The following is a 24,162-nucleotide window of genomic DNA, read 5'->3' on the forward strand; positions in this document are numbered from 1 at the left end:
CCGCCCCTCCCGGGCGCCGTACGCCCCGGGTGGGACGAGTGCCGTCTCCGGGGCCGGGGCCCGTCCGTCACTGGGCCGCAGGGCGGACGGGCGCCGGGCCCGGAGAGGGCAAACATCGCGCAAAGGGCCGGCCGTGGCGGCTCGTGCCCCGCCTAGGGTCGGCCGGGCCTTCGGGACCATCATGGCCGCGCCGCGTCACGCGGCCCGCCGGTCCAGGGGTGTTGGACCCCGCCGCCCGGCCATGGGAGCAGCCGATGACCACGACGACCGTTCTAGCGCCGCCCGCCCCGAAGATCAGGAACCGCAAGGCGCTGGTCTTCCTCGACCGCGACGGCCGGGGCTCGGCGAGGGCGGGCGGCGCGGCCGACCGCCGGCTCGTCCACGCCCTCACCGGCGAGGGGTACGCCGTCCAGACCGCCGAGTGCGACGCGGACGACCACACCAGGGTGGGCGCGTTCCTGGACGCCGTCGAGCCGGGGGACCTGCTCCTGGTCCGCTGGTCCACCGAGTCGGGGTGGGGGCCGGGCGAGTTCGGCGCGCTGATGGGGGAGTTCGCGCGCCGCGTCGAGCGTTCCGACGGGGCGGCGCTGCTCCTGATCGTCGACTTCGGCTGGCTGGTCACGGCCGGGCCCGGCCACCCGCACGAGACGGTGACCCGCCTGCACGTCCGGGGCGAGCCGGTCGCCGCGGCCGCCGCGCTCACCACCAGCGCCACCATGCCCGGCGAGCGTCCCGGCGGCGCGGTGTCGCTCACGGCGATCCTGGCCGACGGCATCCTGTCCGGCGAGGCCGACCTGGACCGGGACGGCGCCGTGTCCGTCGGCGACCTGTACCGGTACGCCGACGAGCGCTGCGCCGACCTCGGCGCCGACCGGCGGCCGTACCTGCTCACCTACGGCGAGGGCGAGCTGATCGAGGTCGCCCGCGCCCGGCGGCCCGCCGGGGACCTCGGCCCCGCCTTCGCCGCGACGCTCGCCCGCCTGGCGGCCACCGGCGACACGGTCGCCCCCGCCTCGGCCCGCGAGCTGGTCGGCCGCGTCTACGACGTGCACCTGAGCGAGCCGGCGAGGCTGCTGCTGCGCCGGGCGACCCTCCTCACCGAGGACGAGCCGCTCACGCCCGAGACGGCGGCCCTGCTCATGGAGGACGCCCCCGCCGGCACGCGCGAAGCGCACGCGCTCGGGGAGCTGGCCGCGTGGGGACTGCTGGGCGAGGACACGCCGTTCGCCGATCCGGCGGTGCGTCCCGCCCTCGCCGGCCGGCCCGACGCGCGGGAGCTGGCACGGGTCTCGGCGGGGCTGCGCCGGTGGCGGGCCGCACGGCGCGCCGTCCAGCCTCGTGCCCGGCTGACCGGCGACCGGTGGACCCTGCGGGACCGGCTCGGCCACCGGGTGCACGCCGAGGCGATCGCGGCGTTCGTCCGCCACCCGGAGACGCGGCCGCCGCTGACCATCGGCGTCAAAGGGCCGTGGGGCGCGGGCAAGACGTCGCTGATGCGCATGGTGCAGGACCTGCTCGACCCGGGCGCGGCCGAGGACCGCCCCGCCGCGATCCACCTCGCCACCCCGGCGGAGGACCTCCCTCCCCGCGGACCAGGACGCCGCGGCCGCCCCGGTCACGCACGCGGCCGAGGGTGGGGCGGGCGCGGGTCGAGGGGCGAGGGGGCGGGTGGCTCTGCGGGGCGGGTGACCAATGCGGAGGTGCTCTCGCGTGCCAGGCGGGCCGAGTCCGGGGGCCGGGAGTACGCGGTCCCCGGCGAGCTTCCCCTGCGGCACGCCGACTGGCGGCCGACCGTGTGGTTCAACCCGTGGATGTACCAGAGCGGCGAGCAGGTGTGGGCCGGTCTGGCCCACGAGATCATCAGCCAGATCACCTGCCGGCTCCCGCGCGGCGAGCGTGAGCGCTTCTGGCTGGCGCTCAACCTCGCCCGGGTCGACAGGGAGGAGGTGCGCCGCCGGGCCTACCGGCTGGCCGCGACCCGCCTGCTCCCGGTCGCCCTCGCCTTCCTGGCGACGCTGCTGGTCACCGGCGCCTCGCTCGCCGCGTCGGCCCTGGTGCCCGCGGCCGGCTCACTGCTGCGCGGCACGGCCGCGGCCGTCGGGTCGGGCGGCTCGTTCCTCGTCCTGTTCGCCGCCGGAGTGCGGCTCGCGCGTTTCATGGGCGAGTCGGCCGACACCGCGTTCACCCGGCTCGTCCGCCAGCCCGATCTACTCGGCGGCGGGCCCGGCGCGGGCACGGAGCTGTCGCCCGACCCGGGGTACCGGGCCAGGACCGGGTTCCTGCACCTGGTGCAGACCGACATGCGGCGGGTGCTCGGCATGGTCGCCACCGAGGAGCGCCCGCTGCTGGTGTTCGTGGACGACCTGGACCGCTGCTCGCCGGGGACGGTGGCCCAGGTGATCGAGGCGGTCAACCTGTTCCTCGCCGGGGAGTTCCCCAACTGCGTGTTCGTCCTGGCCATGGAGCCGGAGGTCGTGGCCGCGCATGTCGAGGTGGCCTACCGGGACCTCGCCCGCTCGCTCCCCGCCTCCGCCGAGGAGCGTTCCGGTCTCGGGTGGCGCTTCCTGGAGAAGATCGTGCAGCTTCCGCTGAGCGTCCCCATGCTCGACGACGGCGAACGGCTGCCCGCCTACCTGCGCGCCCTGCTGGAAGTGCCCGCCCCGGCCGCGAGCCCCCCGGACGACCGGCGCTCCGGCCCTCCGCCCGGCCCGGACCACCCGCCGGCGCCTGAACCGGCCGCGAGCCCACCGCTCACCACGCACCCGGCCTCCCGGGACGGCGGAACCGCCCCACGCCCACGGCACACCACGCGCCCGTACCCGAGCCTCGGGGACGGCGCGCCGGTCCCGGGCCCACCGCGCTCCACGCGCTCCGCCCGCGGCCCCCGGGGCGGCGGAAGGGAGGTGCGCCTGTCCGGGAGGGCCGAGCCGGAGGTCAGGGCCGACCCGGGGCTGGTGGACCGCGTCGAGGCGGCGATCAGGGCGATGGGCCCGACGGCCGGCGACCTGGACATCGTCGCGCGTGACGCGCAGGACCAGGTGGGCGCGGCGGACGGCGACGCCATCGGCGGACTGTCGGCCGCGACGCGCCTGGCGGCGGACCGGGTCTACGACGACCTCTACAGCGACGAGAACGCCTACGCCGCGATCGCGCGGGTGCTGCCCGTCCTCACGCTGAGCAACCCCCGGGAGCTCAAGCGGTATGTGAACGTCTTTCGGTTCTACTCCTTCGTGACCTACCGGCGCGCCCTGGCCGGGGCGGCGAAGGCGACCGACGAGGAGGTCGCGAAGCTCGCGGTGCTCGCCATCCGCTGGCCGCATCTGCTGTCCTTGCTCGCCCGCGAACTGGACGGCCCGCCACTCCCCCGCGACCGCCCCGCCACGCCGGACACGCCCGGCCAGGAAGCGCCATTCACTCCGGCATTTCCGGTGATCTCGGAATCATCGCCACCACCGGACGACCCGGGTCGTCCTGGATCCGCGGCAGGGCGGACGGCGCTCGACGTTCTTGAGCGGGCGGCCGGCGCGGACGAGGACGCCTGGGCCCGCGCCCTCGTCGAGGTGGGCCTGGTGCGCGGCGCCAGAGCCGGCGCCGCGCGCTGGGACGCCCTCCGCGCCCTCCTGGGCGCCGGCCCGCCCGTCGCCCACCTCGCCTGGCGGCTGCTGTGAGCCGGGCTTAGTGGTCCCTGCGGCCGCCACGGTGAGCGGGCCCAGTGGTCCCTGCGGCAGCCACCGCGAGCCGGGCCGGGGTGCTCACGGCCGCCGCCGCGAGCCCGGCCGGGGTCAGCGCTGGGCCTGGATCATCCAGTGCTGCTTCTCGAGGCCCTCGGTGATCTGGATGAGGAGGTCCTGGGTGACCGGGTCCGGCTCCTCGGTGGCGGCGATGCGCTCGCGCATCCGGGCGATCATCTCGCCGAGGATGTCGGTGAACGCGGCGACCACCTTGCCGTCCTCGATGTATCCGGCGTCGAACCGCCTGATCTGGGTGTCGCGGGCGACGGTCGCCGCGCGGCCGTCCGGGTTGACGCCCAGGGCGACCGCCCGCTCGGCCGCGCTGTCGGCACCGGTCCGCGCCAGGGCCACGATCTCGTCCAGCTGCAGGTGCAGCGAACGGAAGTTGCGGCCTATCAGGTTCCAGTGCGCCTGCTTGCCCACGAGCGAGAGGTCGAGCAGGTCGATGAGAGCTCCCTGCAGCGCATCGCCCGCGATCTTCTGCTTGTCGCTCGGGAGCGGGCTGGTGATCTGGGCCATGAAGCATCTTCCCCTCAAGAATGATCGACGGCCTTCTACCTGGCTACCTAGAACGCCCTAACCGGTCTCCCGAAGCGCTAAACATTGACAGTGTCATAGTTGCAGTGTCAGCATGGAAGCATGAGTGACACCTGGACGATCGGCGAGCTGGCGGAGCACGCGGCGCACCTGCTGCCGTCCTCGCCGCGGCGGCCCAACGGCCGGGTCAGAGACGTGCCCAACGAGCGGCTCATCCGCTGGTACACCACGATCGGCCTGCTCGACCCGCCGCTCACCCGCCGCGGCCGAGTCGCGCTGTACGGCAGACGTCACCTGCTCCAGCTGGTCGCCGTCAAGCGCCTGCAGGCCGAGGGCCGGTCCATCGCCGACATCCAGGCCGAGCTGGCCGGCGCGACCGACACGGCGCTGGAGCAGATCGTCGACGCGGCCGGGCGGCCGGTTCCCGCCGCGTCCCGGCCCAGCGCGACCGGCGAGCCGGCCGTTGAGCCGACCGGCGATCCGGCCGAGGACTCGACCGGGGACCCCACCGGTGACCCGGCCGGAGACCCGCCGTCCGACTCCCCCCGCGCCCGGCCGCGCTTCTGGGCGGCCCGCCCGGCCGCCGCGGGAACCCGCACGCCCGCGACGGACCCGGCCGCGGCTCCGGCCCACGGGCGCGTCGCCGCCGTCCTCGCGGCGGGAAGCGGAAGGAGCACGCCGGCCACGGAAGGCGAAACCGGCACGCCGGCGACCGCGGGCGTGACGGGGTCGCCGGTGCCGAGCGGCGGGAGTCCGCAGGCGGCGAACGGGGGGCCGCCGGTGGCGCCCGGGGGGCCGGGCATGCCAGGAGGGCAGGCCACGCCGCCGGACTTCCTCGCGGCGCCCTTCGCTCCCGAGCAGGCCCTGCCCCGCCCGGCGGGCCGGTGGCCGGGCGTCGTTCCCGCCGCCGCGCCCGCCGATGACCTGGTGCACGGCGTGCGGCTCGCGCCCGGGGTCACGCTCCTGCTCGAAGGGCGGCCTCCCGCCCCCGGCGACATCGCCGCGCTGCGGGAGGCCGCCGCACCGCTGCTCGCCCTGCTGCACGACCGCGGCCTCCTGCCTTCCGGCGCCCCCGGGCATGCCGCCCCGGCCGCCGGCCTCGACCAGTCTCCGCCCGAAAGGTCGTCATCATGACTGTGCAGATCACATCCTTGAAGCCCGGCGAGTACGCCCCGGCGCCCGACGCGGGGCTCGGGGCCCTGAGCACCGGCAAGGGGAACCTGCCCTTGGAGAGCGTCGAGGTCGAGGCGAACATCACCGCGCTGACCTGCGGCGTGGAGGTCACGCAGGGTTTTCGCAACCCGCATGACGTGCCCCTGGAGGCGACCTACATCTTCCCGCTGCCCGACCGCGCCGCGGTGACGGCCTTCCGCATGGAGGCCGACGACCGGGTGGTGGAGGGGGTGCTCAAGGAGCGCGGCCAGGCCCGCCAGGACTACGACCGCGCCATCGCGCGAGGGCAGCGCGCCGCCATCGCCGAGGAGGAGCGCCCGGACGTCTTCACCATGCGGGTCGGCAACATCGTCCCCGGCGAGCGGGTGACGGTGCGGCTGACGCTCAGCCAGCCTCTCCCGTACGAGGACGGCGCGGCGACCTTCCGCTTCCCGCTGGTCGTGGCGCCCCGCTACATCCCGGGCACGCCGCTTCCCGACCTCGCCGCCGGGGACGGCGTGTCCGCCGACACCGACGCCGTCCCGGACGCCTCGCGGATCACCCCGCCGGTGCTGCTGCCGGGCTTCCCGAACCCGGTGCGGCTGGCACTGACGGCCCGCGTCGACCCCGCCGGGCTCGACCTGACCGAGATGCGCTCCAGCCTGCACGTCGTCTCCCAGGAGGAGGGCGTCGTGCGACTGCTGCCCGGCGAGCGCCTCGACCGTGACTTCGTCCTGCGCCTGTCGTTCGACGCCTCCAGCGCCCTGACCCTCGTCCCCGACGGAGAGACCCGCCGACCGGCGCCCGCCGCCGAGACCGGAGCCGACACCGGAGCCGACACCGGAGCCGACGGCGTCGACGCCGAGATCGACGGGGAGGCCGACGGGGACGGCACGTTCGTGCTGACCGTGCTCCCGCCCGCGCGGACCGACGCCCGTCGCGGGCCGAGAGACGTGGCGCTGCTGCTGGACCGCTCGGGCAGCATGACCGGGTGGAAGATGGTCGCCGCCCGGCGGGCCGCGGCGCGCATCGTCGACACCCTGTCCTCCGCCGACCGGTTCGCCGTCCTGTCCTTCGACAGCGTCGTCGAGCGTCCCCTCGGCGTGGACGCGGGCCTGGTCCCGGCGACCGACCGCAACCGCTACCGGGCCGTCGAGCACCTGGCCCGGCTGGAGGCGCGGGGCGGCACCGAGATGCTGCAGCCGATGGAGGAGGCGCTCGGCCTGCTGGAGGACCCCGGCAGGGAACGGGTGCTCGTCCTGGTCACCGACGGGCAGGTCGGCAACGAGGACCAGATCCTGGAACGCCTCGGCTCGCGGCTGGCGGCCGTGCGCGTGCACACCGTCGGCATCGACCGGGCGGTGAACGCCGGGTTCCTCGGCCGGCTGGCCGGGCTCGGCGCGGGCCGCTGCGAGCTGGTGGAGTCGGAGGACCGTCTCGACGAGGCGATGGAGCACATCCACCGCCGCATCGGGTCGCCGCTGGTCACCGGCCTGTCGCTGAAGGCCGAGGGGCTGGAGGTGGTGGCGGGCAGCGTGACCCATCTGGGTTCGCTGTACTCGGGCGTGCCGCTCACCGTCTACGGGCGGTACCGGGGCGCCTCCCGCGGGGCGCTGACCGTCCACGGCCTGCGCGAGGACGGCGGCCCGTGGGAGCAGCGGCTGGAGGGCCGGCCCGCCGAGGGGGACGCGCCGCGGGCCATCTGGGCGCGGGCCCACCTGCGCCGGCTGGAGGACCGCTACGCGGTCGGCGAGCACGCCCTGGAGCACGACATCGTCGCCGCCTCGCTGCGGCACGGCGTGCTGTGCCGGTTCACCGCGTTCGTGGCCGTGGACACCCGGGTCGTGGCCGAGGGCGGGCCGCGGCACCGGGTGGTGCAGCCGGTGGAGCTGCCCAGCGGCTGGGAGGCGCCCGGCTTCGCCGCGCCCATCGCCGCCGCGCCGATGGCCGCCTCCGCGCCCGCCGTTTTCAGCGTCATGGGCGGGGAGGGCACGCTCATGGCGGGCGGCGGCGCGGCCGGTGCGCCGGTGGGCGACGCGGCGTTCGGAGGAGGGCCGTTCGCCGTCCCGTCGGGCGCGCCGCGCGGCCCGATGTTCGCGCGGCCGTCGAGCCCGAGGATGGCGCCCCCCGCGCCGCCGGTCCCGCACTCGCCGGACATCGTCCGGCCGCAACTGGCCGCCGAGCTGGCACGGCTGCGCGAGCAGGAGGCGCTCGCCGCGCCCGAGCGCAGGCGCTACCTGGCCGACCTGGGCAGCCGCCTGGCCGCGCTGGCGGCCTACGTGGGCGGGGAGAACGAGCTGTCGGCGCTGGCCCGCGACCTGTCGGCCTGCGAGGGCGACCCGGCCGCCGACGTCGACGCCCTGTGGCGCCGCGCCGTCGAACGGCTGACCGCCCTGAGCGGCGACGGCACGTCGGCCGGCACCACCGGGTCCGCCGCGGGCCGGCCCCGCGCCCAGCGCGCGTCCTTCTGGAAGCGCTCCTGACGAAGCGGCCGGCGGCCCGGCGCCGGCCCGGCGGTGACTCGCCGTGGCCGGCGCCGGTCCCGCGCTCACGCGGAGATCGCCGTGGCCGGGCTTGGGGCGGGCCCCCTCCGCGCGGAGGGCGGCCTCAGCCGGGGTCGCCGAGCCGGCGGTAGGCGGGGCGGAGGATGTCCAGCAGAGGGATGTGGCGTACCTTCACGGCGGGCGGCTCCAGGGCGCGCAGCAGCAGCTCCGGCGGCGCGGCGGCCCCGCCGGGACGGGGGCGCAGGCGGCCGAGCGGCACCGATGACGCGTAGAAGTCGCCGGTGCGCTCGGCGAACGGGACGTCGTCCACGTGCAGCGGGTCCTGCGGCTCCTCCTCCTCGTCCGGCGTCCCCCGCAGGGCCTCCAGCAGCGGCTCCTTGGCCCGTCCCCGCCAGGCGAGCACCAAGAACGGGTCCTGGTCGAACGCCTCGCCGAGCAGGTAGAGCACGGCGGACAGGTGCTTGCACGGCGACCCCCAGTCGGGGCACGAGCAGTCCATGTCCAGCTCGGCGGCGCCGGAGGGGAACAGCGGCAGCCCGAGGTCGTCGAACACCCCGACGATCTCGGGAGGCATCTCGCCCGCCAGGAGCTTCGCGCGGTACAGCGCCTGCCCGGCCAGGGCGTCCTGGACGGCGGCCCAGGCGCCCGCGCCGTAGGCGGGGATGCGGATCGAGACGTGGTAGGGGGCCGGCCGCGACCCCTGGACCGCCGCCTCGACCCGCCCGGCCGCCAGGTCGATGGACAGCACCTGGCCCTTCCTCGCGTAGGAGCGCCCGCGGCTGAGCCGTCCGGCGTCGCAGACGCGTTCGAGAATGTCAATGAACCTGCGCGACCACCACTGCTCGCCGATCGAGCCGCGCCTGCTGCGCGCCTGGATGCCGCCCTCCACCTTGATCGGCGCGGCGGCCTCGAACCAGCCGTCCTTGCCCAGGGGCATCTCAGCTCACCGCCTTCGGGCCGGACCTCGGGGACACCGGCATCTCAGCTCACCGCCTCCGGGCTCAGGCGGAACAGCTCGCGCAGTTGCTCGGTGGACAGGTCGGTGATCCAGTCTTCGCCGGCGCCGACGACGGTCTCGGCGAGGGCCTTCTTGCGCTCGATCATCTCGTCGATGCGCTCTTCGAGGGTGCCCACGCAGATGAACTTCCTGACCTGGACGTTCCTGGTCTGGCCGATGCGGAACGCCCGGTCGGTGGCCTGGTCCTCAACGGCGGGGTTCCACCAGCGGTCCACGTGGATCACGTGGTTGGCCGCGGTGAGGTTCAACCCGGTGCCCGCCGCCTTGAGCGACAGCAGGAAGACCATGGGCTCCTCGTCGTTCTGGAAGCGCTCGACCAGCTCGTCGCGTCTCTTCTTGGGCAGCCCGCCGTGCAACCACAGCACGGGCCGGTCGAGATGGGAGGCGAGGTAGGGCTGCAGCAGCGACCCGAACTCGGCGTACTGGGTGAAGACAAGCGCCTTGTCCCCCTCCTCGACGATCTCCTCGGCCAGTTCCTCCAGCCGCGCGAGCTTGCCCGAGCGCCCGGCGAGCCGGGAGCCGTCCTTGAGCAGGTGGGCGGGGTGGTTGCACACCTGCTTGAGGCGGGTCATGGTCGCCAGGACGTTGCCGCGCCGCTCGATCCCCTCGCTGTCGTCGATGCGGGCGAGCATGTCGTTGACGACGGCCTGGTAGAGGCTGGCCTGCTCGGGCGTGAGCGTGCACCACACCTTCATCTCAAGCTTCTCCGGCAGGTCGGAGATGATCGTCTTGTCGGTCTTGAGGCGCCGCAGCACGAACGGGCCTGTGGCGCGCTTGAGCGCGCGCGCGGCGTCCTGGTCTCCGCGGGCCTCGATGGGCTCCTGGTAGCGGTCGCGGAACCGCTTGGCCGGGCCGAGCAGGCCGGGGTTGCAGAACTCCATGATCGACCACAGCTCGGCCAGGTGGTTCTCCACCGGGGTGCCGGTCAGCGCCAGCCGGGTGCGCGCCGGGATGGAGCGCACGGCCTGGGCCTGCCGGGCGGCGCTGTTCTTGATCGCCTGGGCCTCGTCGCAGACCACCCTGCCCCAGGTGAACCCGGCCAGGACCGGCGCGTCGCGCAGCGCCGTGCCGTAGGTGGTGAGGACCAGGTCGGCCTCGCGCACCGTCTCGGCCAGCTCCTCGTCGCGCTTGCGGGTGCCGCCGTGGTGGACGTACACGCGCAGCGAGGGCGCGAACCGCTCGGCCTCCTTGTGCCAGTTGCTCACCAGCGACATCGGGCACACCAGCAACGTCGGCGCCACCGCCCCGCCGGAGGTGCGCTCCTCCAGCAACAACGACAGGGTTTGGGCGGTCTTGCCCAATCCCATGTCGTCGGCCAGGATGCCGCCGAGGCCCAGGCCGGACAGGAAGCTCAGCCATGACAGGCCGCGTTCCTGGTAGGGGCGCAGGCTGCCGTTGAAGGTCTGAGGGGTGGCCAGGGCCGACAGCCGCCGCTCGGCCTCGCCGGACAGCAGGTCCCCGAGCGGGCCGTCGGCGTCCACGCCGATCAGGGGCAGCTCCTCCTCGCCGCCGCCGACGACCTCCTGGATCACCTCGGCGACGGTCATCTGCCCCGACCTGCGCCGCTCCAGCACCGACAGGGCGGCCTTGAGCTGGCGGTCGTCCAGCTCGACCCACTGACCGCGCACGCGGACGAGCGGGACCTTCAGCCGGGCCAGCTCCTCCAGCTCCTCCTCGCTGATCGTGTGATCGCCGACGGCGAGATCGACCTTGAAGTCGACCAGCTCGCCGAGGCCGAACCCCTGGCCGGCCGCCGCCCGCGACGGCGTCGCCGTGCGGGAACGGGTGGTCAGCCGCAGGCCCAGCCCCTTGCGCCCGGCCCACGCGGGGAGGCTGACGCCGTACCCGGCGGCCTGGAGCAGCGGCGCGGACCGGCGCAGGAAGCCGAACGCCCACGCCGTGTCCACCACCATGCCGGACGGCCGGGGGTCGCGCAGGGCCATGTGCAGTTCGGGGCACAGCCGCACGGCCCGGCCGAGCCCGGCGAGCAGGACTTCGTCGGGGCGTCTGGGCAGCCCGGGGACGCGCTCGCCCCGCCACAGCATGCCCGCCGGCACGTACAGGCTCGGGTCGTCGACCGACTGGAGCGCGAACTCCAGTTCCCAGGCGTCCTGGTCCCCGCCACCGTGGCCCTCCTCGCCCCCCTGCCCCGGCCCGTCGCCCCGCTCGGAGCCGTTCTCCCGCCGGAAGCGGTTCGCCTGCTCGGGGCCGTGCCGGCCGCCCTCTTCCGGCGCCGCCAGGTCGCGGCGCGGCTCGATGAGGCGGAAGCAGACGCGGATCGGCCCGTCCAGTTGCCGGGCCGAGGCGTGCCAGTCGGCGAGCGCGCCGGCGAGCGCCTCGGCCTCGCGGCCGCCGGCGCCGGGGACGGCGGCATCGGGGGTGGTGAGGGCCGACAGCCACCGCTCGGGCAGCGCGCCCGCGGGACCTGGGCGGTTGCCGCGCAGCAGCCTGTCCGGCAGCGACAGCCGGACGGCGCCGTCCGCCAGGGCCGCGAGGGCGTCGCGCAGGACCTCGGCCGCGGGGTGTTCGCCGCCGGCCGCGCGGACCACCGGCGGCATGGCGGCGGCCAGCTCGCGGAAGGCGGCGGCGTCCGCGCCGGTCAGGACGGGCAGCCAGCGGGCGGCGTAGCCGCCGCCCTCGGCGAGCAGCTGAGGCAGCACCCTGCCGCGCCGAACGAGCGCCCGGGCGTGCTCGGCCACGACGGCGAGGTAGCGCAGTGATCCTCCCGCCCCCCACTCGGGGCCGCCGGAAGCGGGCGCGCCTGCGTCGTGAGCGCCCGAAGCGGGCGGGGCGGCGTCGTGCGCGCCGGACAGCGTGCCGAGCAGGCGGAGCGCCGCGGCCGGCGGCAGGAACAGGGCGGGAACCTGCCAGGACGAGATCTTGGGGGCGCGCGCGGTGGTCGGCAGGCCGGACTCGGGAGAGGGCAGCGGCGCCCGGGCCGTCCCGGGGAGTGACAGGGTCATCGCCCCGCCGGTGGCGGCGTTCGCGGCCGCGCGCCCGTCGGTCTCGCTCGCCCACCGGCCCGGCGCGGCCCCGGTCACCCGGGGGACGCCGTCCCCGGCGGCCGTGGCGGGCAGGGGGGTGGTGACGACCAGGCCGAGCGCGGCGGCGAGGGTCGCGGAGGGCGTGGCGCAGGGGTGCGGCCGCCCGGCGCCGGGCCGTCCGCGCGCGGGAGCGGGCCGCTCGGCGGGCGGGGAGGACGCGGGCCCTCCCCGCGCGCTGACCTCCTGCCCGGCGGGCGGGGAGGACGCGGAGGTGTCCTCCGCCCATAGCGCCAGGCCACGACCGGTCCATGCCCCGTGGACCACGAGCACGCGTCCACCCCCCTGTCCGCCTGCGCCGCCCGGCTCCCCTGCCATCGGCCGCCGCCGGAGCGCCGTTACGCGCCGGCGGGCCGTTCCCGCGCTCCGCACGGTACCGGCCCCGGCCCCCACTCGGCGCCCGGGCGCGACCGACATCCGGTCTGATGGGTCATAGGGTATATGCGTGAGTTTTAAGCCTGATGAGAGCGATGTTGTGATCCTGGACGGCGGTCTCGCCACACACCTGGAGGCCCTCGGCTGCGACCTGCGCGACGAGCTGTGGTCGGCCAGGCTCCTGCTGGAGGACCCCTCGGTCATCCGCCGGGCGCACCTCGACTACTTCGCCGCCGGCGCCGACGTGGCCACGACGGCGAGCTATCAGGCGAGCTTCCCCGCGTTCGTCCGGCGCGGCAGGGTCTGGGACGAGGCCCGCGCGCTCATCCAGCTCTCCGTCGAGCTCGCGATCGAGGCCCGCGACGAGGCGGGCGGCGGCATGATCGCGGCCAGCGTCGGCCCGTACGGCGCCTACCTGGCCAACGGCGCCGAGTACACCGGCGACTACGACCTGGACGAGGACGCCCTGGTCGAATGGCACCGTCCCCGCTGGGAGGTGCTGGCCGAGAGCGGCGCCGACCTGCTGGCCTGCGAGACCATCCCGTCCTACGCCGAGGCGCGCGCCATCGCCCGCCTGCTCCGCGAGACCCCGAACGTCAACGCCTGGGTGAGCTTCTCGTGCCCGGACGGCGACCACGTCGGCGACGGCACGAAGCTGGCCGACTGCGCCGCGCTGTTCGCCGGCGACCCCCAGGTGGTGGCCGTCGGGGTCAACTGCACCTCGCCGGGCGACGTCAAGAGCCTGATGGGCCACATCAGCGGCTCGCCGATCGTGGTGTACCCCAACTCCGGCGAGGGATGGGACGCGGAGAACCGCCGCTGGACGGGGATCGCCGACCCCCTGGAGTTCGGGGCCGCCGCCCGCGAGTGGCGCGCCGCGGGCGCGGCCTTCATCGGCGGCTGCTGCCGCACGACCCCCGAGCACATCCGCCGAATCAAGGCCGAACTCGGCTGACCGGCCCGCGGGACGGGCATCCGGCGGGCGGGAAAGGGCTGGTCATCGCGTTCTCCGCCGGACCCGGGCGGCGCGGAAGAAGATAGTGGCCCGCCGGTAACACTGTGGTCATCCGCGAGCATCACGGCGGCAACATTGTCACGGTTCACTCCTGACAGGCACCGATGCACGGCTGTCAACAGGAGGCGCGATGACGTCCCCGCCGCATCCGCCCGACCAGCGGGCCGGAGGGCAAGGGGCTCCGCCGGGGGCCGGGCTGAGCCTTGACGCCGCCGCGATGACCACCCGCGAGATCAACCGGTCGCTGCAGGCCCTCCCGTGCGGACGGGCCGTCGTGGCCAACCCCGGCGGGCGGCACAACCTGGCGGTGGGCCTGGACGCCCCGGTCCACGTCGAGATCGACGGGCCCGCGGGCTTCTACGCCGGCGGGCTCGGCAAGCAGGCGCGCGTCACCGTCAACGGCTCCGTCGGCGGCGGCGCCGGCGAGAACCTCATGTCGGGCGACGTTCACGTGCGCGGCTCGGCCGGGCGCAGCACGGCGGCCTCCGCGCGCGGCGGGGTCGTGGTGGTGGACGGCTCCTGCGCCTCGCACGCGGGCATCTCCCTCAAGGGCGGCACGCTGGCGATCGGCGGCGACGCGGGCGCCTACTGCGGGCACCTCGCCCAGTCCGGGGTGATCCTGGTCGGCGGGAACGCCGGCCCGTGCCTCGGGGACTCGCTGTTCGAGGCGGTCGTCTACGTCAACGGGAAGATCGCCGGGCTCGGCGACGGAGCGGTCATCGAAGAGCTCGACGAGCACGACGCGACGTTCGTGAAGGTCCTCGCGGAGGGATGCGGGTTCGACCATGTCGCGCCCTCCCAGGTGACCAAGGTCGTCTCGGCCCGCCGCATGTACCAGATGCACGCCCGTCACGACGACCACGGGGCCTACTAGCCGCCCGTCCCCCGCTGATGGACGCGGGGGATCTCCACCCATCGACCTACGCCGAGGACAGGATGAGCCACACCTTCTCCCCCGAGGTGATCGCGCAGATCCAGGAACGCGCCAGGCTCGGCGGCGGCGCGGTGCGCGGCTGGGGCGCCAGGCGCGCCGTGCCGAGCTTCGACGACCTGCTGCTGCTGCCGGCCGGCCTGTCCTCCGGCCTGCCCGAGGGGCACCGGGAACGCTGCGACACCCGCACCATCCTCGGCACCCGGCATGCCGAGGAACCCGTCGTCCTGGACATCCCCATCACGATCGCCGGGATGTCGTTCGGCGCCCTGTCGTCCGCGGCCAAGGAGGCGCTCGGGCGGGCGGCCGGCATGACCGGGACCTCGGCGACGACCGGCGAGGGCGGCATGGCCCCGGTCGAGCGCGGCGCCGCCAAGACGCTGGTCTACCAGTGCCTCCCCTCGCGGTACGGCTTCGACCCCGACCACCTGCGCTCTGCCGACGCCGTCGAGATCGTCCTCGGCCAGGGCGCCGTGCCGGGCGGCGGCGGGGTGCTCCTCGGCCAGAAGGTCACCACCCCCGTGGCCTTCATGCGCGACCTGCCCGAGGGCGTGGACCAGCGCTCGGCGAGCCGCCACCCCGACTGGTACGGGCCCGAGGGCCTGCGCGTGAAGATCGAGGAGCTGCGCGAGGTCACCTCCTGGCGCATCCCGGTGTACGTCAAGATCGGCGCGGCGCGGGTGGCCTCGGACGTCCGGCTCGCGGTCGAGGCGGGCGCGGACGTGATCGTGGTGGACGGCATGCAGGGCGGCACGGGGGCCGCCGCGGACGTGTTCATCGAGCACACCGGCGTCCCGACGCTGGCGGCGACGCGCATGGCGGCCGACACGCTGCGCGCGATGGAGATGGAGGGCCGGGTCCAGCTCGTCGTCTCCGGGGGCGTGCGCAGCGGCGCCGACGTGGCCAAGGCGCTGGCCCTCGGCGCGGACGCCGTGTCGATCGGGGTGGCCGCGCTCATCGCGCTCGGCTGCAACTCCCCCTCCGACGACACCGGAGCCGACGTCAGCCTCGGCTACCGCGCCCTCGGCACCGTGCCCGGCTCGTGCACGGCCTGCCACACCGGCGGCTGCCCGGTGGGCATCGCCACCCAGGACGACATGCTCGCCGACCGGCTCGACCCCGACTTCGGGGCCGAGCGGGTGGCGAACTTCCTGCGCGCGCTGGCCACGGAGGCCACGATGCTCGCCCGCGCCTGCGGCAAGTCGTCGGTCCACCAGCTCGGCACCGACGACCTGGTCGCCCTCACGGTGGAGGCGGCGGCCATGGCCCGCGTCCCCCTGGCCGGCACCTCGTGGATCCCCGGCGCCCCGGCCACCTGACCGCGCCGCCCGGCTATCGGCGCGGGCCGTAGGTGGAGGAGCAGTAGACGCCGTTCACGCCGTAGTACAGGGGGACGGGAGTGGCGCCGGTATGCGCGGCGGTGAAGCCGAGCCGCACCGATGCGCCGGGCGCGATGACCTTGTTCCAGGCCAGGTTGCGGGCGGTGAAGAAGGAGTCGGTGCGGCTCCACACCGCCGAGTGGCCCGAGGTGAGGCGCGGAGCGGGCTCCTGCCACCTGATGGACAACGTCCAGCCGTCGATCGGGGCCGTGCCGGTGTTCTTGAGCGTGATCCAGGCGTTCTGGCCCGTTCGCCACGCCACGAACTCGTAGGTCACGTGGCACGCGAGGCTCGGCGGCGTCGGGGTCGGGGTGGGCGTCGGCGTGGGGAAGTCGTTGCGGGCGAGGGCCACGAGCGGGTCGGAGGGCGCGCTCTGGTTGCCCGCCGCGTCCCTGGCGATCACGATGTAGGTGTAGGACGTCCCGGTGACCACGTCCTGGTCGTCGAAGATCGTGGCCGTGGACGACCCGACCTGGACGTACCCGGTGGCCGACTGCCGGTAGACGTCGTAGCCGACCACCCCGACGTCGTCGGTGGAGGGCTGCCAGCAGAACAACACGCCCTTGTAGTCGGTGGAGCAGCGGTCGTACAGGCCGGTCGGCTTCGACGGCGGCGTGGTGTCGGCGGCGGACACGGCGCCCGAGCCGGACGCCGGGCTCGCCGGGGCGGCGGCGTACGCGCCGGAGGTGACGGTCAGGGCGAGGGCGAGCGACGCGGCGGCCAGGGCCGCCCACGAACGCGGTGTGCGGAGTCTCATCCGGTTCCTCCATCGGTCCACGACGGCGACATCCTCTCCCGACGAGCATCGGACGTCCTGCGCGCCCCGGAAAGGAGTGATCCCCGCCCTCCATCGGATGCACTGGTGGTCCATGAACGTTTCATCCGGCACGCGGCTCACCCCCGCCCGGGCCGGGGGCTCAGCCGGTGGAGCGGGCGAGGGGGCCGGTCACCGGGTCGCCGCCGGTGCCGCCGGGGCGTGGCCGTCCGGGGATGAAGTAGGTGATCGCGGCGCCCAGCAAGGACACCCCGCGGGCGATCAGCAGGGCGACCTGGAGGCCACGAAGGGAGGGCAGACGACATGCTCGCCGACCGGCTCGACCCCGACTTCGGGGCCGAGCGGGTGGCGAACTTCCTGCGCGCGCCGGCCACGGAGGCCACGATGCCGGCCCGCGCCTGCGGCAAGTCGTCGGTCCACCAGCTCGGCACCGACGACCTGGTCGCCCTCACGGTGGAGGCCGCGGCCATGGCCCGCGTCCCCCTGGCCGGCACGTCCTGGATCCCCGGCGCCCCGGCGACCTGACCCAACGGGCGTCCGTGCGCGGTGACCGGGAGGCCCGAGGACGGCGCGGTTCGCGGGCCTCGGGCCTCGGCCCTCCTCTCCGGCGGCGCCCGGCTATCCGCGCGGGATCAAGGTGGCCGAGCAGCCGACGCCGTTGATGGCGAAGGTGCTGGGCTCGGGGGTGGCGCCGACGTGCGCAGCGGTGAAGCCGGTCTGCACAGATCCACCGGCCGGGATGACCTTGTTCCACGCCTGGTTCCGAGCGTTGAACGTGGCGCCGCTCTGGCTCCACACCGCCGAGTGCCCCGAGGTGAGGCGCGGGGCGGGCTGCGACCACACGATGGACAGCGTCCAGCCGTCGATCGGGGCCTTCCCGGTGTTCTTGACCGTGATCCAGGCGTTCTGGCCCGTCCGCCACGCGACGAACTCGTAGGTCACGTGGCACGCGAGGCTCGGCGGCGTCGGGGTGTGGCTCGGGCTGGCCGACGGCGAGGGGAGCCCGCCGCGGGCGAGGGCCACGAACGGGTCGGAGGGCGCACTCTGGTTGCCCGCCGCGTCCCTGGCGATCACGATGTAGGTGTAGGTCCTCCCGATGACCACGTCGTCATCTCCGAAGGCCGGAAACGAGGACGTCCCGACCTGGACGTACCCGGTGTCCCCCTGCCGGTAGACGTCGTAGGCGACGACCCCGACGTCGTCGGTGGACGCCGTCCAGCAGAAGAGCACGTACAAGGTGTCGGAGGAGCAGGGCTCGTGAAGACCGGTCGGCTTCGACGGCGGCGTGGTGTCGGCGGCGGACACGGCGCCCGAGCCGGACGCCGGGCTCGCCGGGGCGGCGGCGTACGCCCCGGAGACGGCGGTCAGAGCGAGGGCGAGCGACGCGACGGCCGAAGCCGCCCACCTACCCCATGAACATGGTGCGCGGAGTCCCATCCGATCCCTCCAGCGATGCACGACGGCGACGATCTCTCCTCGCGAGCATCGAACGCCTTCCGCGACCAGGGAAGAGATCGTCGCTCCCCGCCCTTGGATGCGCTGGTGGTCCATGAACGTTTCATCCGGCACGCGGCTCACCGCCGCCCGGGCCGGGGGCTCAGCCGGTGGAGCGGGCGAGGGAGCCGGTCACCGGGTCGCCGCCGGGGCGGCCGGGGCGTGGCCGTCCGGGGATGAAGTAGGTGATCGCGGCGCCCAGGAGGGACACCCCGCAGGCGATCAGCAGGGCGACCTGGAGGCCGCGCAGGGAGGGCAGCGTGTACGGGCCGGCCGCCGCCAGGGTCATGTGGGCCAGCACGACGCTGGTCACCGCGCTGGAGGCCGAAGTGCCGATCGAGCGCATCAGCGCGTTCAGCCCGTTGGCGGCGGCGGTCTCCGACGCCGGCACCGAGCCCATGATCAGCGCCGGCATCGCGGCGTAGGCCAGGCCGACCCCGGCCGCGATCACCGACCCGCCGATCACGACCTCCCACGCCGAGCGCATCAGGCCCAGCGTGGCCGCGTACCCGGCGGCGATCACCAGTGTGCCGGCCATCAGGGCGACCTTCGGCCCCCACCGCCGCGACACCCGCGCGGACACCGGCGAGAGGAGCATCATCACCAGGCCGCCGGGCGCCAGGCAGAGCCCCGCCTCGACCAGCGACAGCCCGAGCCCGTACCCGGTCGCGGGCGGGCTTTGCAGCAGCGTGGGCAGCACCAGCGACATCGCGAACAGCGCGAAGCCGACGACCACCGAGGCCAGGTTGGTCAGCAGGACGGGGCGGCGCGCGGTGGTGCGCAGGTCCACCAGCGGCGCGCGCAGGCGCAGCTCCATCAGGCCCCAGGCGAGCAGGACGGCCACGGCGGCGGCGAACAGCCCGAGGGTCGGGGCGCTCGTCCATCCCCAGTCGCCGCCCTTGGTGATGGCCAGCAGCAGGCAGACCAGGCCCACCGTCAGGCCGATGGCGCCCGGGACGTCGAACGTGCCGGCGGCACGTAGCGGCGACTCCGGGACGATCAGCGCGACCAGCAGCAGGTTGACCGCCCCGGCCGCGGCGGCCATCCAGAACAGCGCGTGCCAGTCGGCGTGCTGGGCGATGAAGGCGGCGAGCGGCAGGCCGATGGCGCCGCCCACGCCGAGGGTGGCGCTCATCAGCGCCATCGCCGAGGGGAGCCGCTCGGGCGGCAGCTCGTCCCGCATGATGCTGATGCCGAGCGGGATCACCCCGATGGCGCACCCCTGGAGCACCCGCCCGGCGACCACCGGGATGAGCCCCTCCGACAGCGCGCAGACGACGGATCCGATGATCATCAGCAGCAGGCTGGCGAGCATGACGCGCCGCTTGCCGTACAGGTCGCCGAGCCTGCCGCTGACCGGGTTGCAGACCGCGGCGGCGAGCAGCGTGGCGGTGATGATCCAGGAGGCGTTGGCCGCGGAGGTGTGCACGAGGCGCGGCAGGTCGGGGATGAGCGGCACGACGATGGTCTGCATCAGCGACACGACGATGCCGCAGAACGCCAGCACCGCCACCACCACGCCCGGCGCCCGCACCCGGGAGCCGGGCTCCGCTCCGTCCTCCTTCTTTGGAGGGCCGCTCTCCGAAGCCGAACCGCTCATGAACCGTCCCCGATCATTGATCACTAAAAGTGTGCACAAGCACGATACATACCCGTTGATCACGATCTTTTCCCGCCTCGTCCCTCGCCCGCGCACCCCCGCGATCAGCGGAGGATGCGGCGCGAACCCGCCGTTTCCCCAGCGCCGCCGCACCCCCGCGTCCCCCGGGCGGCGGGCCGCCGGAGCTCGCGCGTGTGATAGACGTACGACACCTGGCGCACGCCGTGCCGGCACGTTCCGCTGAACGCCGGCCATTGGAGGAGCGCGGATGTCCACGGGAGCGCCGGGGGCCGCCCGCCCGCCGCAGGACCACCGACCACCGCACCAGACCGCCGGCACGCCGTGAGGCGTGCGGCGCGGATCACACCAAGGAGGAACATCGTGCTGTCATGGGGTATCGCCGCCACCGGCGGAATCGCGCGCACCGTCGGGAAGGTGATCGCCGCCGAACCCGGCATGCGCGTCGCCGCCGTCGGGTCGCGCGACCTCGGCCGGGCGTCCGCGCTCGCCGCCGAACTGGGCGCGCCGCGCGCGTACGGCTCGCACGCCGAGTTGGTGCTCGACCCGGACGTCGACGTCGTGTACGTGGCGACGCCGCACTCGCACCACCTGCCGGTGGCCGAACTGGCCATCGCCGCGGGCAAGGCCGTGCTGTGCGAGAAGCCGCTGGCGCTGAACGCCGCCGAGGCCGAGCGCATGGTCAAGCTCGCCCGCGACGCCGGGGTCTTCCTGATGGAGGCCATGTGGATGCGGTTCAACCCGCTGGTCCAGCGGCTGCACCGCATGATCGGCGAGGGCGCGCTGGGCACGCCGCGCTCGGTGGCCGCGTCGTTCGGGTTCCCGCTGCCCTACGACCCGTCGCACCGGCTGTGGGATCCGGCGCTCGGCGGCGGGGCCCTGCTCGACCTCGGCATCTACCCGATGGGGCTGGCGCAGCTGCTGCTGGGCGAGCCCGACGCCATGGACGTCACCGGTTCGCTGTCGGCCGACGGGGTCGACGCGGAGGCGGGGCTGCTGCTGTCGTGGAACGGCGGGGCGCGGGCGCTGCTGGACACCTCGCTGCTCAGCCCGCTGTCCAACGCGGCCACGGTGACCGGCACCCTGATGCGCGCCGAGCTGGAGGCGCCGTTCTACGCCACCCGGCGCATGCTGCTGCACGGCCCCTCCCGCGAGCCCGAGGAGCACCTCATCGCCGAGTCCGACAACGGCTACGCCGGCGAGATCAGGGAGGTCCGCGACGCGCTCGCCGAGGGCCGCACCGAGAGCGCGATCATGCCGCTGGACGACTCCCTCGCCATGGCCCGCCTGCTGGACCGGGCGCGCGAGCACGTCGCCCGGTCCGCCGCGCCGCCGTCCGACATGGCCGCCGAGGTTCGTTGATCAGCCGGTTGACGAGGCCGAGACTGATCATGTGAGGTCCTGTGTCCGCGCCGAGGTCCGTGTCGACGGTGTCGTCCAAGGGGTGGGATTCCGCCCCTTCGTCCACCGGCTCGCCACCGATCTCGGCCTGCGCGGAATGGTCGGCAACGACGAGCGCGGCGTGTTCATCGAGGTGGAGGGCGCCTCGGGCGCCGTCGCCGCGTTCGTGCGCGCGGTGCGCGAGCGGCCGCCGCCGCTGGCGGTGGTCGACCGGGTCACCTCGCGCGAGATCCCGGTCACCGGCGAGCCGGGGTTCGACATCGTCGCGAGCACCGGCGCCGGACGGGGCCGCGCCCTGATCTCGCCCGATGTCGCCACCTGCGACGACTGTCTGCGCGAGCTGGCGGACCCGGCCGACCGCCGGTTCGGCTACCCGTTCGTCAACTGCACCGCCTGCGGCCCGCGGTTCACGATCGTGCTGTCCTCGCCCTACGACCGCGCGGGCACCACGATGGCGTCCTTCCCGATGTGCGAGGCGTGCGCCGCGGAGTACCACGACCCGGCGAGCCGGCGCTTCCACGCCCAGCCGGTGTGCTGCCCGGCGTGCGGGCCCCGCCTGCGGCTGGTGGACGCCGCGTCCTGCAAGATCCCGGGCGACCCCTTCGCCCGGGCCGCGACCCTGCTGCGGCGCGGGCTGGTGCTGGCCGTCAAGGGCATCGGCGGGTACCACCTGGCGGTGCGGGCCGGCGACGGGCGGGCGGTGGCCGGGCTGCGCGCCCGCAAGCGCCGCGAGGACCGGCCGTTCGCGCTCATGGCGGCCGACCTGGACGCGGCGCGGCGGCTGTGCGACGTCGGCCCGGAGGAGGAACGGCTGCTGACCGGCCGGCAGCGGCCCATCGTGCTGCTCGGCCGCCGCCCGGACGCGGCGATCGCCCCCGCCGTCGCCCCGGGCGCCCGCTCGCTCGGCGTGATGCTCCCCTACTCCCCGCTGCACCACCTGCTGCTGCGCCGCTTCCCCGAGCCGATCGTGCTGACCAGCGGCAACCTGTCCGACGAGCCGATCGCCTACACCGACGAGGCGGCGTTCGAGCGCCTGCGCGGCATCGCCGACGCCTTCCTGACTCACGACCGGCCCATCCACACGCGCACGGACGACTCGGTCGTGCGGGTGTTCCGCGGCCGGGAGCTGCCGCTCCGCCGGTCGCGCGGCCACGTCCCCTCCCCGCTGCCGCTCGCCCGGGGGCCTCGCCGGCCGGTGCTCGGGTGCGGCGCCGAACTGAAGCACACCTTCTGCCTGGCCGAGGGCGGCCGGGCGTTCGTGTCGCACCACATCGGCGACCTGGAGAACTACGAGACCCTGCGGTCGTTCGTCGAGGGCGTGCGCCATTTCGAGCGGCTGTTCGGCATCCGTCCCGCGGTGGTGGCGCACGACCTGCACCCGGAGTACCTGTCCACCAAGTACGCGCTGGACCGCGAGGACGCCGAGCGGATGGGCGTGCAGCACCATCACGCGCACATCGCCTCGTGCCTGGCCGACAACGGCGCGCAGGGGCCGGTGATCGGGGTGGCCTTCGACGGCCTGGGGTACGGCGCGGACGGCACGCTGTGGGGTGGGGAGTTCCTGGTCGCCGGCCTGGCCGGGTTCCGGCGGGCCGGCCATCTGGCGGCGGTGCCGCTGCCCGGGGGCGCCGCGGCGGTCCGGCAGCCCTGGCGGATGGCCGCGGCCTACCTCGGCGGCGGCGCGCCGCGGTCGCTCGGCGTCCGGGCGCGCAACGCGGTCCTGTGGGACGCCGTGGTGACCATGGCGGGGCACGGGGTGAACGCACCACTGACCTCGAGCGCGGGGCGGCTGTTCGACGCGGTGTCGGCGATCGTCACCGGCCGCGACGCGGTGACCTACGAGGGGCAGGCCGCCGTCGAGCTGGAACAGCTCGCCGACCCCCGCGAACGCGGCGCCTACCCCTGCCGCCTGCTCACCGCCCCCGCACCGGAACCGTCCGGCGGCTTCGCGGCGGAGGGACGCGACCTGGTCGAGGCGGCGCTGGAGGACGTGCTGGCCGGGGTGGCGGCCCCGGTGGTCTCCGCGCGGTTCCACAACGGCGTCGCCCGGCTGATCCTCTCCGGCTGCCTGCGGGTGCGCGAGGACACCGGGCTGACGGCGGTGGCGCTGTCCGGCGGCGTGTTCCAGAACATGCTGCTGCTGGAGCGGGCGTGCGCCCTGCTGGAGGACCACGGGTTCACGGTGCTGACGCACCGCCGGGTGCCGCCCAACGACGGGGGGATCAGCCTCGGCCAGGTCGCGGTGGCCTCCGCCCGGCAGCGGCGCTCCGGCGAGACGTGACCCCCGCCGGGCGCCCCGGAAGCCGCGGTGAGCGGCCGGCGGGCGTGGCGGGTCCTCAGGGGGCCGGGGTGGAGCCGGACTTCCTGGCGGCGCGGGCCATCTCGACCTTGGCGCTGGCGGCGTACTTGTCGACGTACTCCTGGCCCGACAGCTCCATGAGCGCGTACATGATCTCGTCGGTGACGGCGCGCAGGACCAGGCGGTCCTCCTCCATGCCGTAGTAGCGGGAGAAGTCCAGCGGCTTGCCGTACCGCACGCCCGGGCGGATGCCCAGCTTGGGGAACGGCCGGCCGGTGGGCATCATCTCGAAGGTGTTGACCATCGCCCAGGGGATCACCGGCACGCGCGACTCCAGCGCCAGGCGGGCCACGCCGGTCTTGCCCTTGTAGAGGCGGCCGTCCGGCGAGCGGGTGCCCTCGGGGTAGATGCCGAGGATGTGGCCCTCGCGCAGGACGCGCAGCCCCGTGCGCAGCGCGGCCTCGCTGGCCTTGCCGCCGGAGCGGTCGATGGGCACCGTGCCGACGCCGGTGAAGAACGCCCGGCTCATCAGCCCCTTCACGCCGCGCCCGGTGAAGTACTCGGCCTTGCCGAGCGAGATGACCTTGCGGGGCAGCGGGAGGGCGCCGAAGAAGTGGTCGGCGAAGGACAGGTGGTTGCCCGCGAGGATGACCGGACCCTCTTTGGGGACGTGGTCGGTGCCCTCCGACCAGGGGCGGAACACCAGATGAAGGAACGGAGCGAGAATGGCCTTCACCACCCAGTAGAACACTCGGGCACTCCTTCTCCGGCTCACGCGGTCGCGACACGCCCGTCTCACAGGCGTGGCGTCATCTTCGCATGCCCACGGCACACCACCTACACCTCGCCGTGCGCCGTCCGCGACACCCTGGCCCGCGGATCTCGCGGGCGG

Annotated in this window: 16 protein-coding genes; 9 read left to right on the plus strand and 7 right to left on the minus strand. The window is 75.0% G+C overall.

Annotated features, from left to right (window positions below; translation table 11 throughout):
- Positions 1-254: 254 nt before the first annotated feature.
- Positions 255-3,668 (plus strand): P-loop NTPase fold protein, encoded by a 3,414-nt coding sequence (locus ABZT47_RS19060; protein WP_354843339.1) that lies wholly within the window; start codon positions 255-257, stop codon positions 3,666-3,668.
- A gap of 114 nt (positions 3,669-3,782) precedes the next feature.
- On the opposite strand, the gene ABZT47_RS19065 is transcribed toward ABZT47_RS19060, so the two are convergent.
- Positions 3,783-4,250, minus strand: a complete 468-nt coding sequence (locus ABZT47_RS19065) for a DNA starvation/stationary phase protection protein (RefSeq protein WP_354843342.1) — start codon at positions 4,248-4,250, stop codon at positions 3,783-3,785.
- Positions 4,251-4,370: 120 nt separating this feature from the next.
- Here ABZT47_RS19065 and ABZT47_RS19070 point away from each other — a divergent pair, with 120 nt between their 5' ends.
- Positions 4,371-5,402 carry a MerR family transcriptional regulator gene (locus tag ABZT47_RS19070; protein ID WP_354843345.1) on the plus strand — a complete coding sequence of 344 codons (1,032 nt, stop codon included), beginning with the start codon at positions 4,371-4,373 and terminating at the stop codon, positions 5,400-5,402.
- Positions 5,399-7,903 (plus strand): VIT domain-containing protein, encoded by a 2,505-nt coding sequence (locus ABZT47_RS19075; RefSeq protein WP_354843347.1) that lies wholly within the window; start codon positions 5,399-5,401, stop codon positions 7,901-7,903. The genes ABZT47_RS19070 and ABZT47_RS19075 overlap by 4 nt, the downstream gene beginning before the upstream one ends.
- 124 nt (positions 7,904-8,027) lie before the next feature.
- Here the strand turns inward: ABZT47_RS19075 and ABZT47_RS19080 are convergent, their stop codons facing one another.
- Together ABZT47_RS19080 and ABZT47_RS19085 are read right to left on the minus strand one after the other, a co-directional pair.
- Positions 8,028-8,861, minus strand: a complete 834-nt coding sequence (locus ABZT47_RS19080) for an SWIM zinc finger family protein (RefSeq protein ID WP_354843350.1) — start codon at positions 8,859-8,861, stop codon at positions 8,028-8,030.
- Positions 8,862-8,905: 44 nt separating this feature from the next.
- The gene (locus ABZT47_RS19085) at positions 8,906-12,256 is read right to left on the minus strand and encodes an SNF2-related protein (protein ID WP_354843353.1); all 3,351 of its coding nucleotides are present in this window, start codon (positions 12,254-12,256) and stop codon (positions 8,906-8,908) included.
- A gap of 172 nt (positions 12,257-12,428) precedes the next feature.
- On the opposite strand from ABZT47_RS19085, the gene mmuM reads away from it, so the two are divergent.
- The 3 genes from mmuM to ABZT47_RS19100 all read left to right on the plus strand — a co-directional run bounded on the left by mmuM (position 12,429) and on the right by ABZT47_RS19100 (position 15,623).
- Positions 12,429-13,313, plus strand: coding sequence for a homocysteine S-methyltransferase (gene mmuM / locus ABZT47_RS19090; RefSeq protein ID WP_354843355.1), 885 nt, complete (start codon positions 12,429-12,431; stop codon positions 13,311-13,313).
- A 190-nt stretch (positions 13,314-13,503) separates the two neighbouring features.
- Positions 13,504-14,247, plus strand: a complete 744-nt coding sequence (locus tag ABZT47_RS19095) for a hypothetical protein (RefSeq protein ID WP_354843357.1) — start codon at positions 13,504-13,506, stop codon at positions 14,245-14,247.
- Positions 14,248-14,309: 62 nt separating this feature from the next.
- Positions 14,310-15,623, plus strand: a complete 1,314-nt coding sequence (locus tag ABZT47_RS19100; protein WP_354843360.1) for an FMN-binding glutamate synthase family protein — start codon at positions 14,310-14,312, stop codon at positions 15,621-15,623.
- A gap of 13 nt (positions 15,624-15,636) precedes the next feature.
- On the opposite strand, the gene ABZT47_RS19105 is transcribed toward ABZT47_RS19100, so the two are convergent.
- Positions 15,637-16,440 carry a cellulose binding domain-containing protein gene (locus ABZT47_RS19105; RefSeq protein WP_354843363.1) on the minus strand — a complete coding sequence of 268 codons (804 nt, stop codon included), beginning with the start codon at positions 16,438-16,440 and terminating at the stop codon, positions 15,637-15,639.
- Positions 16,441-16,761: 321 nt separating this feature from the next.
- Between ABZT47_RS19105 and ABZT47_RS19110 the strand changes: the two genes are divergently transcribed.
- Entirely contained in the window at positions 16,762-16,983 is a 222-nt protein-coding gene (locus ABZT47_RS19110; RefSeq protein ID WP_354843366.1) for a hypothetical protein, read from the plus strand.
- Positions 16,984-17,076: 93 nt separating this feature from the next.
- Here ABZT47_RS19110 and ABZT47_RS19115 read toward each other — a convergent pair whose 3' ends face one another.
- Entirely contained in the window at positions 17,077-17,895 is an 819-nt protein-coding gene (locus ABZT47_RS19115; RefSeq protein ID WP_354843369.1) for a cellulose binding domain-containing protein, read from the minus strand.
- 160 nt (positions 17,896-18,055) lie between these two features.
- Positions 18,056-19,552, minus strand: a complete 1,497-nt coding sequence (locus ABZT47_RS19120) for an MFS transporter (RefSeq protein WP_354843372.1) — start codon at positions 19,550-19,552, stop codon at positions 18,056-18,058.
- 381 nt (positions 19,553-19,933) lie between these two features.
- On the opposite strand from ABZT47_RS19120, the gene ABZT47_RS19125 reads away from it, so the two are divergent.
- Together ABZT47_RS19125 and hypF are read left to right on the plus strand one after the other, a co-directional pair.
- Positions 19,934-20,932 (plus strand): Gfo/Idh/MocA family oxidoreductase, encoded by a 999-nt coding sequence (locus ABZT47_RS19125; RefSeq protein ID WP_354843375.1) that lies wholly within the window; start codon positions 19,934-19,936, stop codon positions 20,930-20,932.
- A gap of 31 nt (positions 20,933-20,963) precedes the next feature.
- Positions 20,964-23,252, plus strand: a complete 2,289-nt coding sequence (gene hypF / locus ABZT47_RS19130; protein ID WP_354843377.1) for a carbamoyltransferase HypF — start codon at positions 20,964-20,966, stop codon at positions 23,250-23,252.
- Between the two features lie 55 nt (positions 23,253-23,307).
- Here hypF and ABZT47_RS19135 read toward each other — a convergent pair whose 3' ends face one another.
- Positions 23,308-24,021 (minus strand): lysophospholipid acyltransferase family protein, encoded by a 714-nt coding sequence (locus ABZT47_RS19135; RefSeq protein WP_354843380.1) that lies wholly within the window; start codon positions 24,019-24,021, stop codon positions 23,308-23,310.
- Positions 24,022-24,162 lie beyond the last annotated feature (141 nt).

The sequence above is a fragment of the Sphaerisporangium sp. NPDC005289 genome (genome assembly GCF_040607455.1).
In the GTDB taxonomy this organism is placed as follows: Bacteria; Actinomycetota; Actinomycetes; order Streptosporangiales; family Streptosporangiaceae; genus Sphaerisporangium; species Sphaerisporangium rhizosphaerae.

Coding starts and splice junctions, on each gene's coding strand:
- ABZT47_RS19060 (WP_354843339.1), top strand. CDS start 255: ATGACCACGACGACCGTTCTAGCGCCGCCCGCCCCGAAGATCAGGAAC.
- ABZT47_RS19065 (WP_354843342.1), bottom strand. CDS start 4,250: ATGGCCCAGATCACCAGCCCGCTCCCGAGCGACAAGCAGAAGATCGCG.
- ABZT47_RS19070 (WP_354843345.1), top strand. CDS start 4,371: ATGAGTGACACCTGGACGATCGGCGAGCTGGCGGAGCACGCGGCGCAC.
- ABZT47_RS19075 (WP_354843347.1), top strand. CDS start 5,399: ATGACTGTGCAGATCACATCCTTGAAGCCCGGCGAGTACGCCCCGGCG.
- ABZT47_RS19080 (WP_354843350.1), bottom strand. CDS start 8,861: ATGCCCCTGGGCAAGGACGGCTGGTTCGAGGCCGCCGCGCCGATCAAG.
- ABZT47_RS19095 (WP_354843357.1), top strand. CDS start 13,504: ATGACGTCCCCGCCGCATCCGCCCGACCAGCGGGCCGGAGGGCAAGGG.
- ABZT47_RS19100 (WP_354843360.1), top strand. CDS start 14,310: ATGAGCCACACCTTCTCCCCCGAGGTGATCGCGCAGATCCAGGAACGC.
- ABZT47_RS19105 (WP_354843363.1), bottom strand. CDS start 16,440: ATGAGACTCCGCACACCGCGTTCGTGGGCGGCCCTGGCCGCCGCGTCG.
- ABZT47_RS19110 (WP_354843366.1), top strand. CDS start 16,762: ATGCTCGCCGACCGGCTCGACCCCGACTTCGGGGCCGAGCGGGTGGCG.
- ABZT47_RS19115 (WP_354843369.1), bottom strand. CDS start 17,895: ATGGGACTCCGCGCACCATGTTCATGGGGTAGGTGGGCGGCTTCGGCC.
- ABZT47_RS19120 (WP_354843372.1), bottom strand. CDS start 19,552: ATGAGCGGTTCGGCTTCGGAGAGCGGCCCTCCAAAGAAGGAGGACGGA.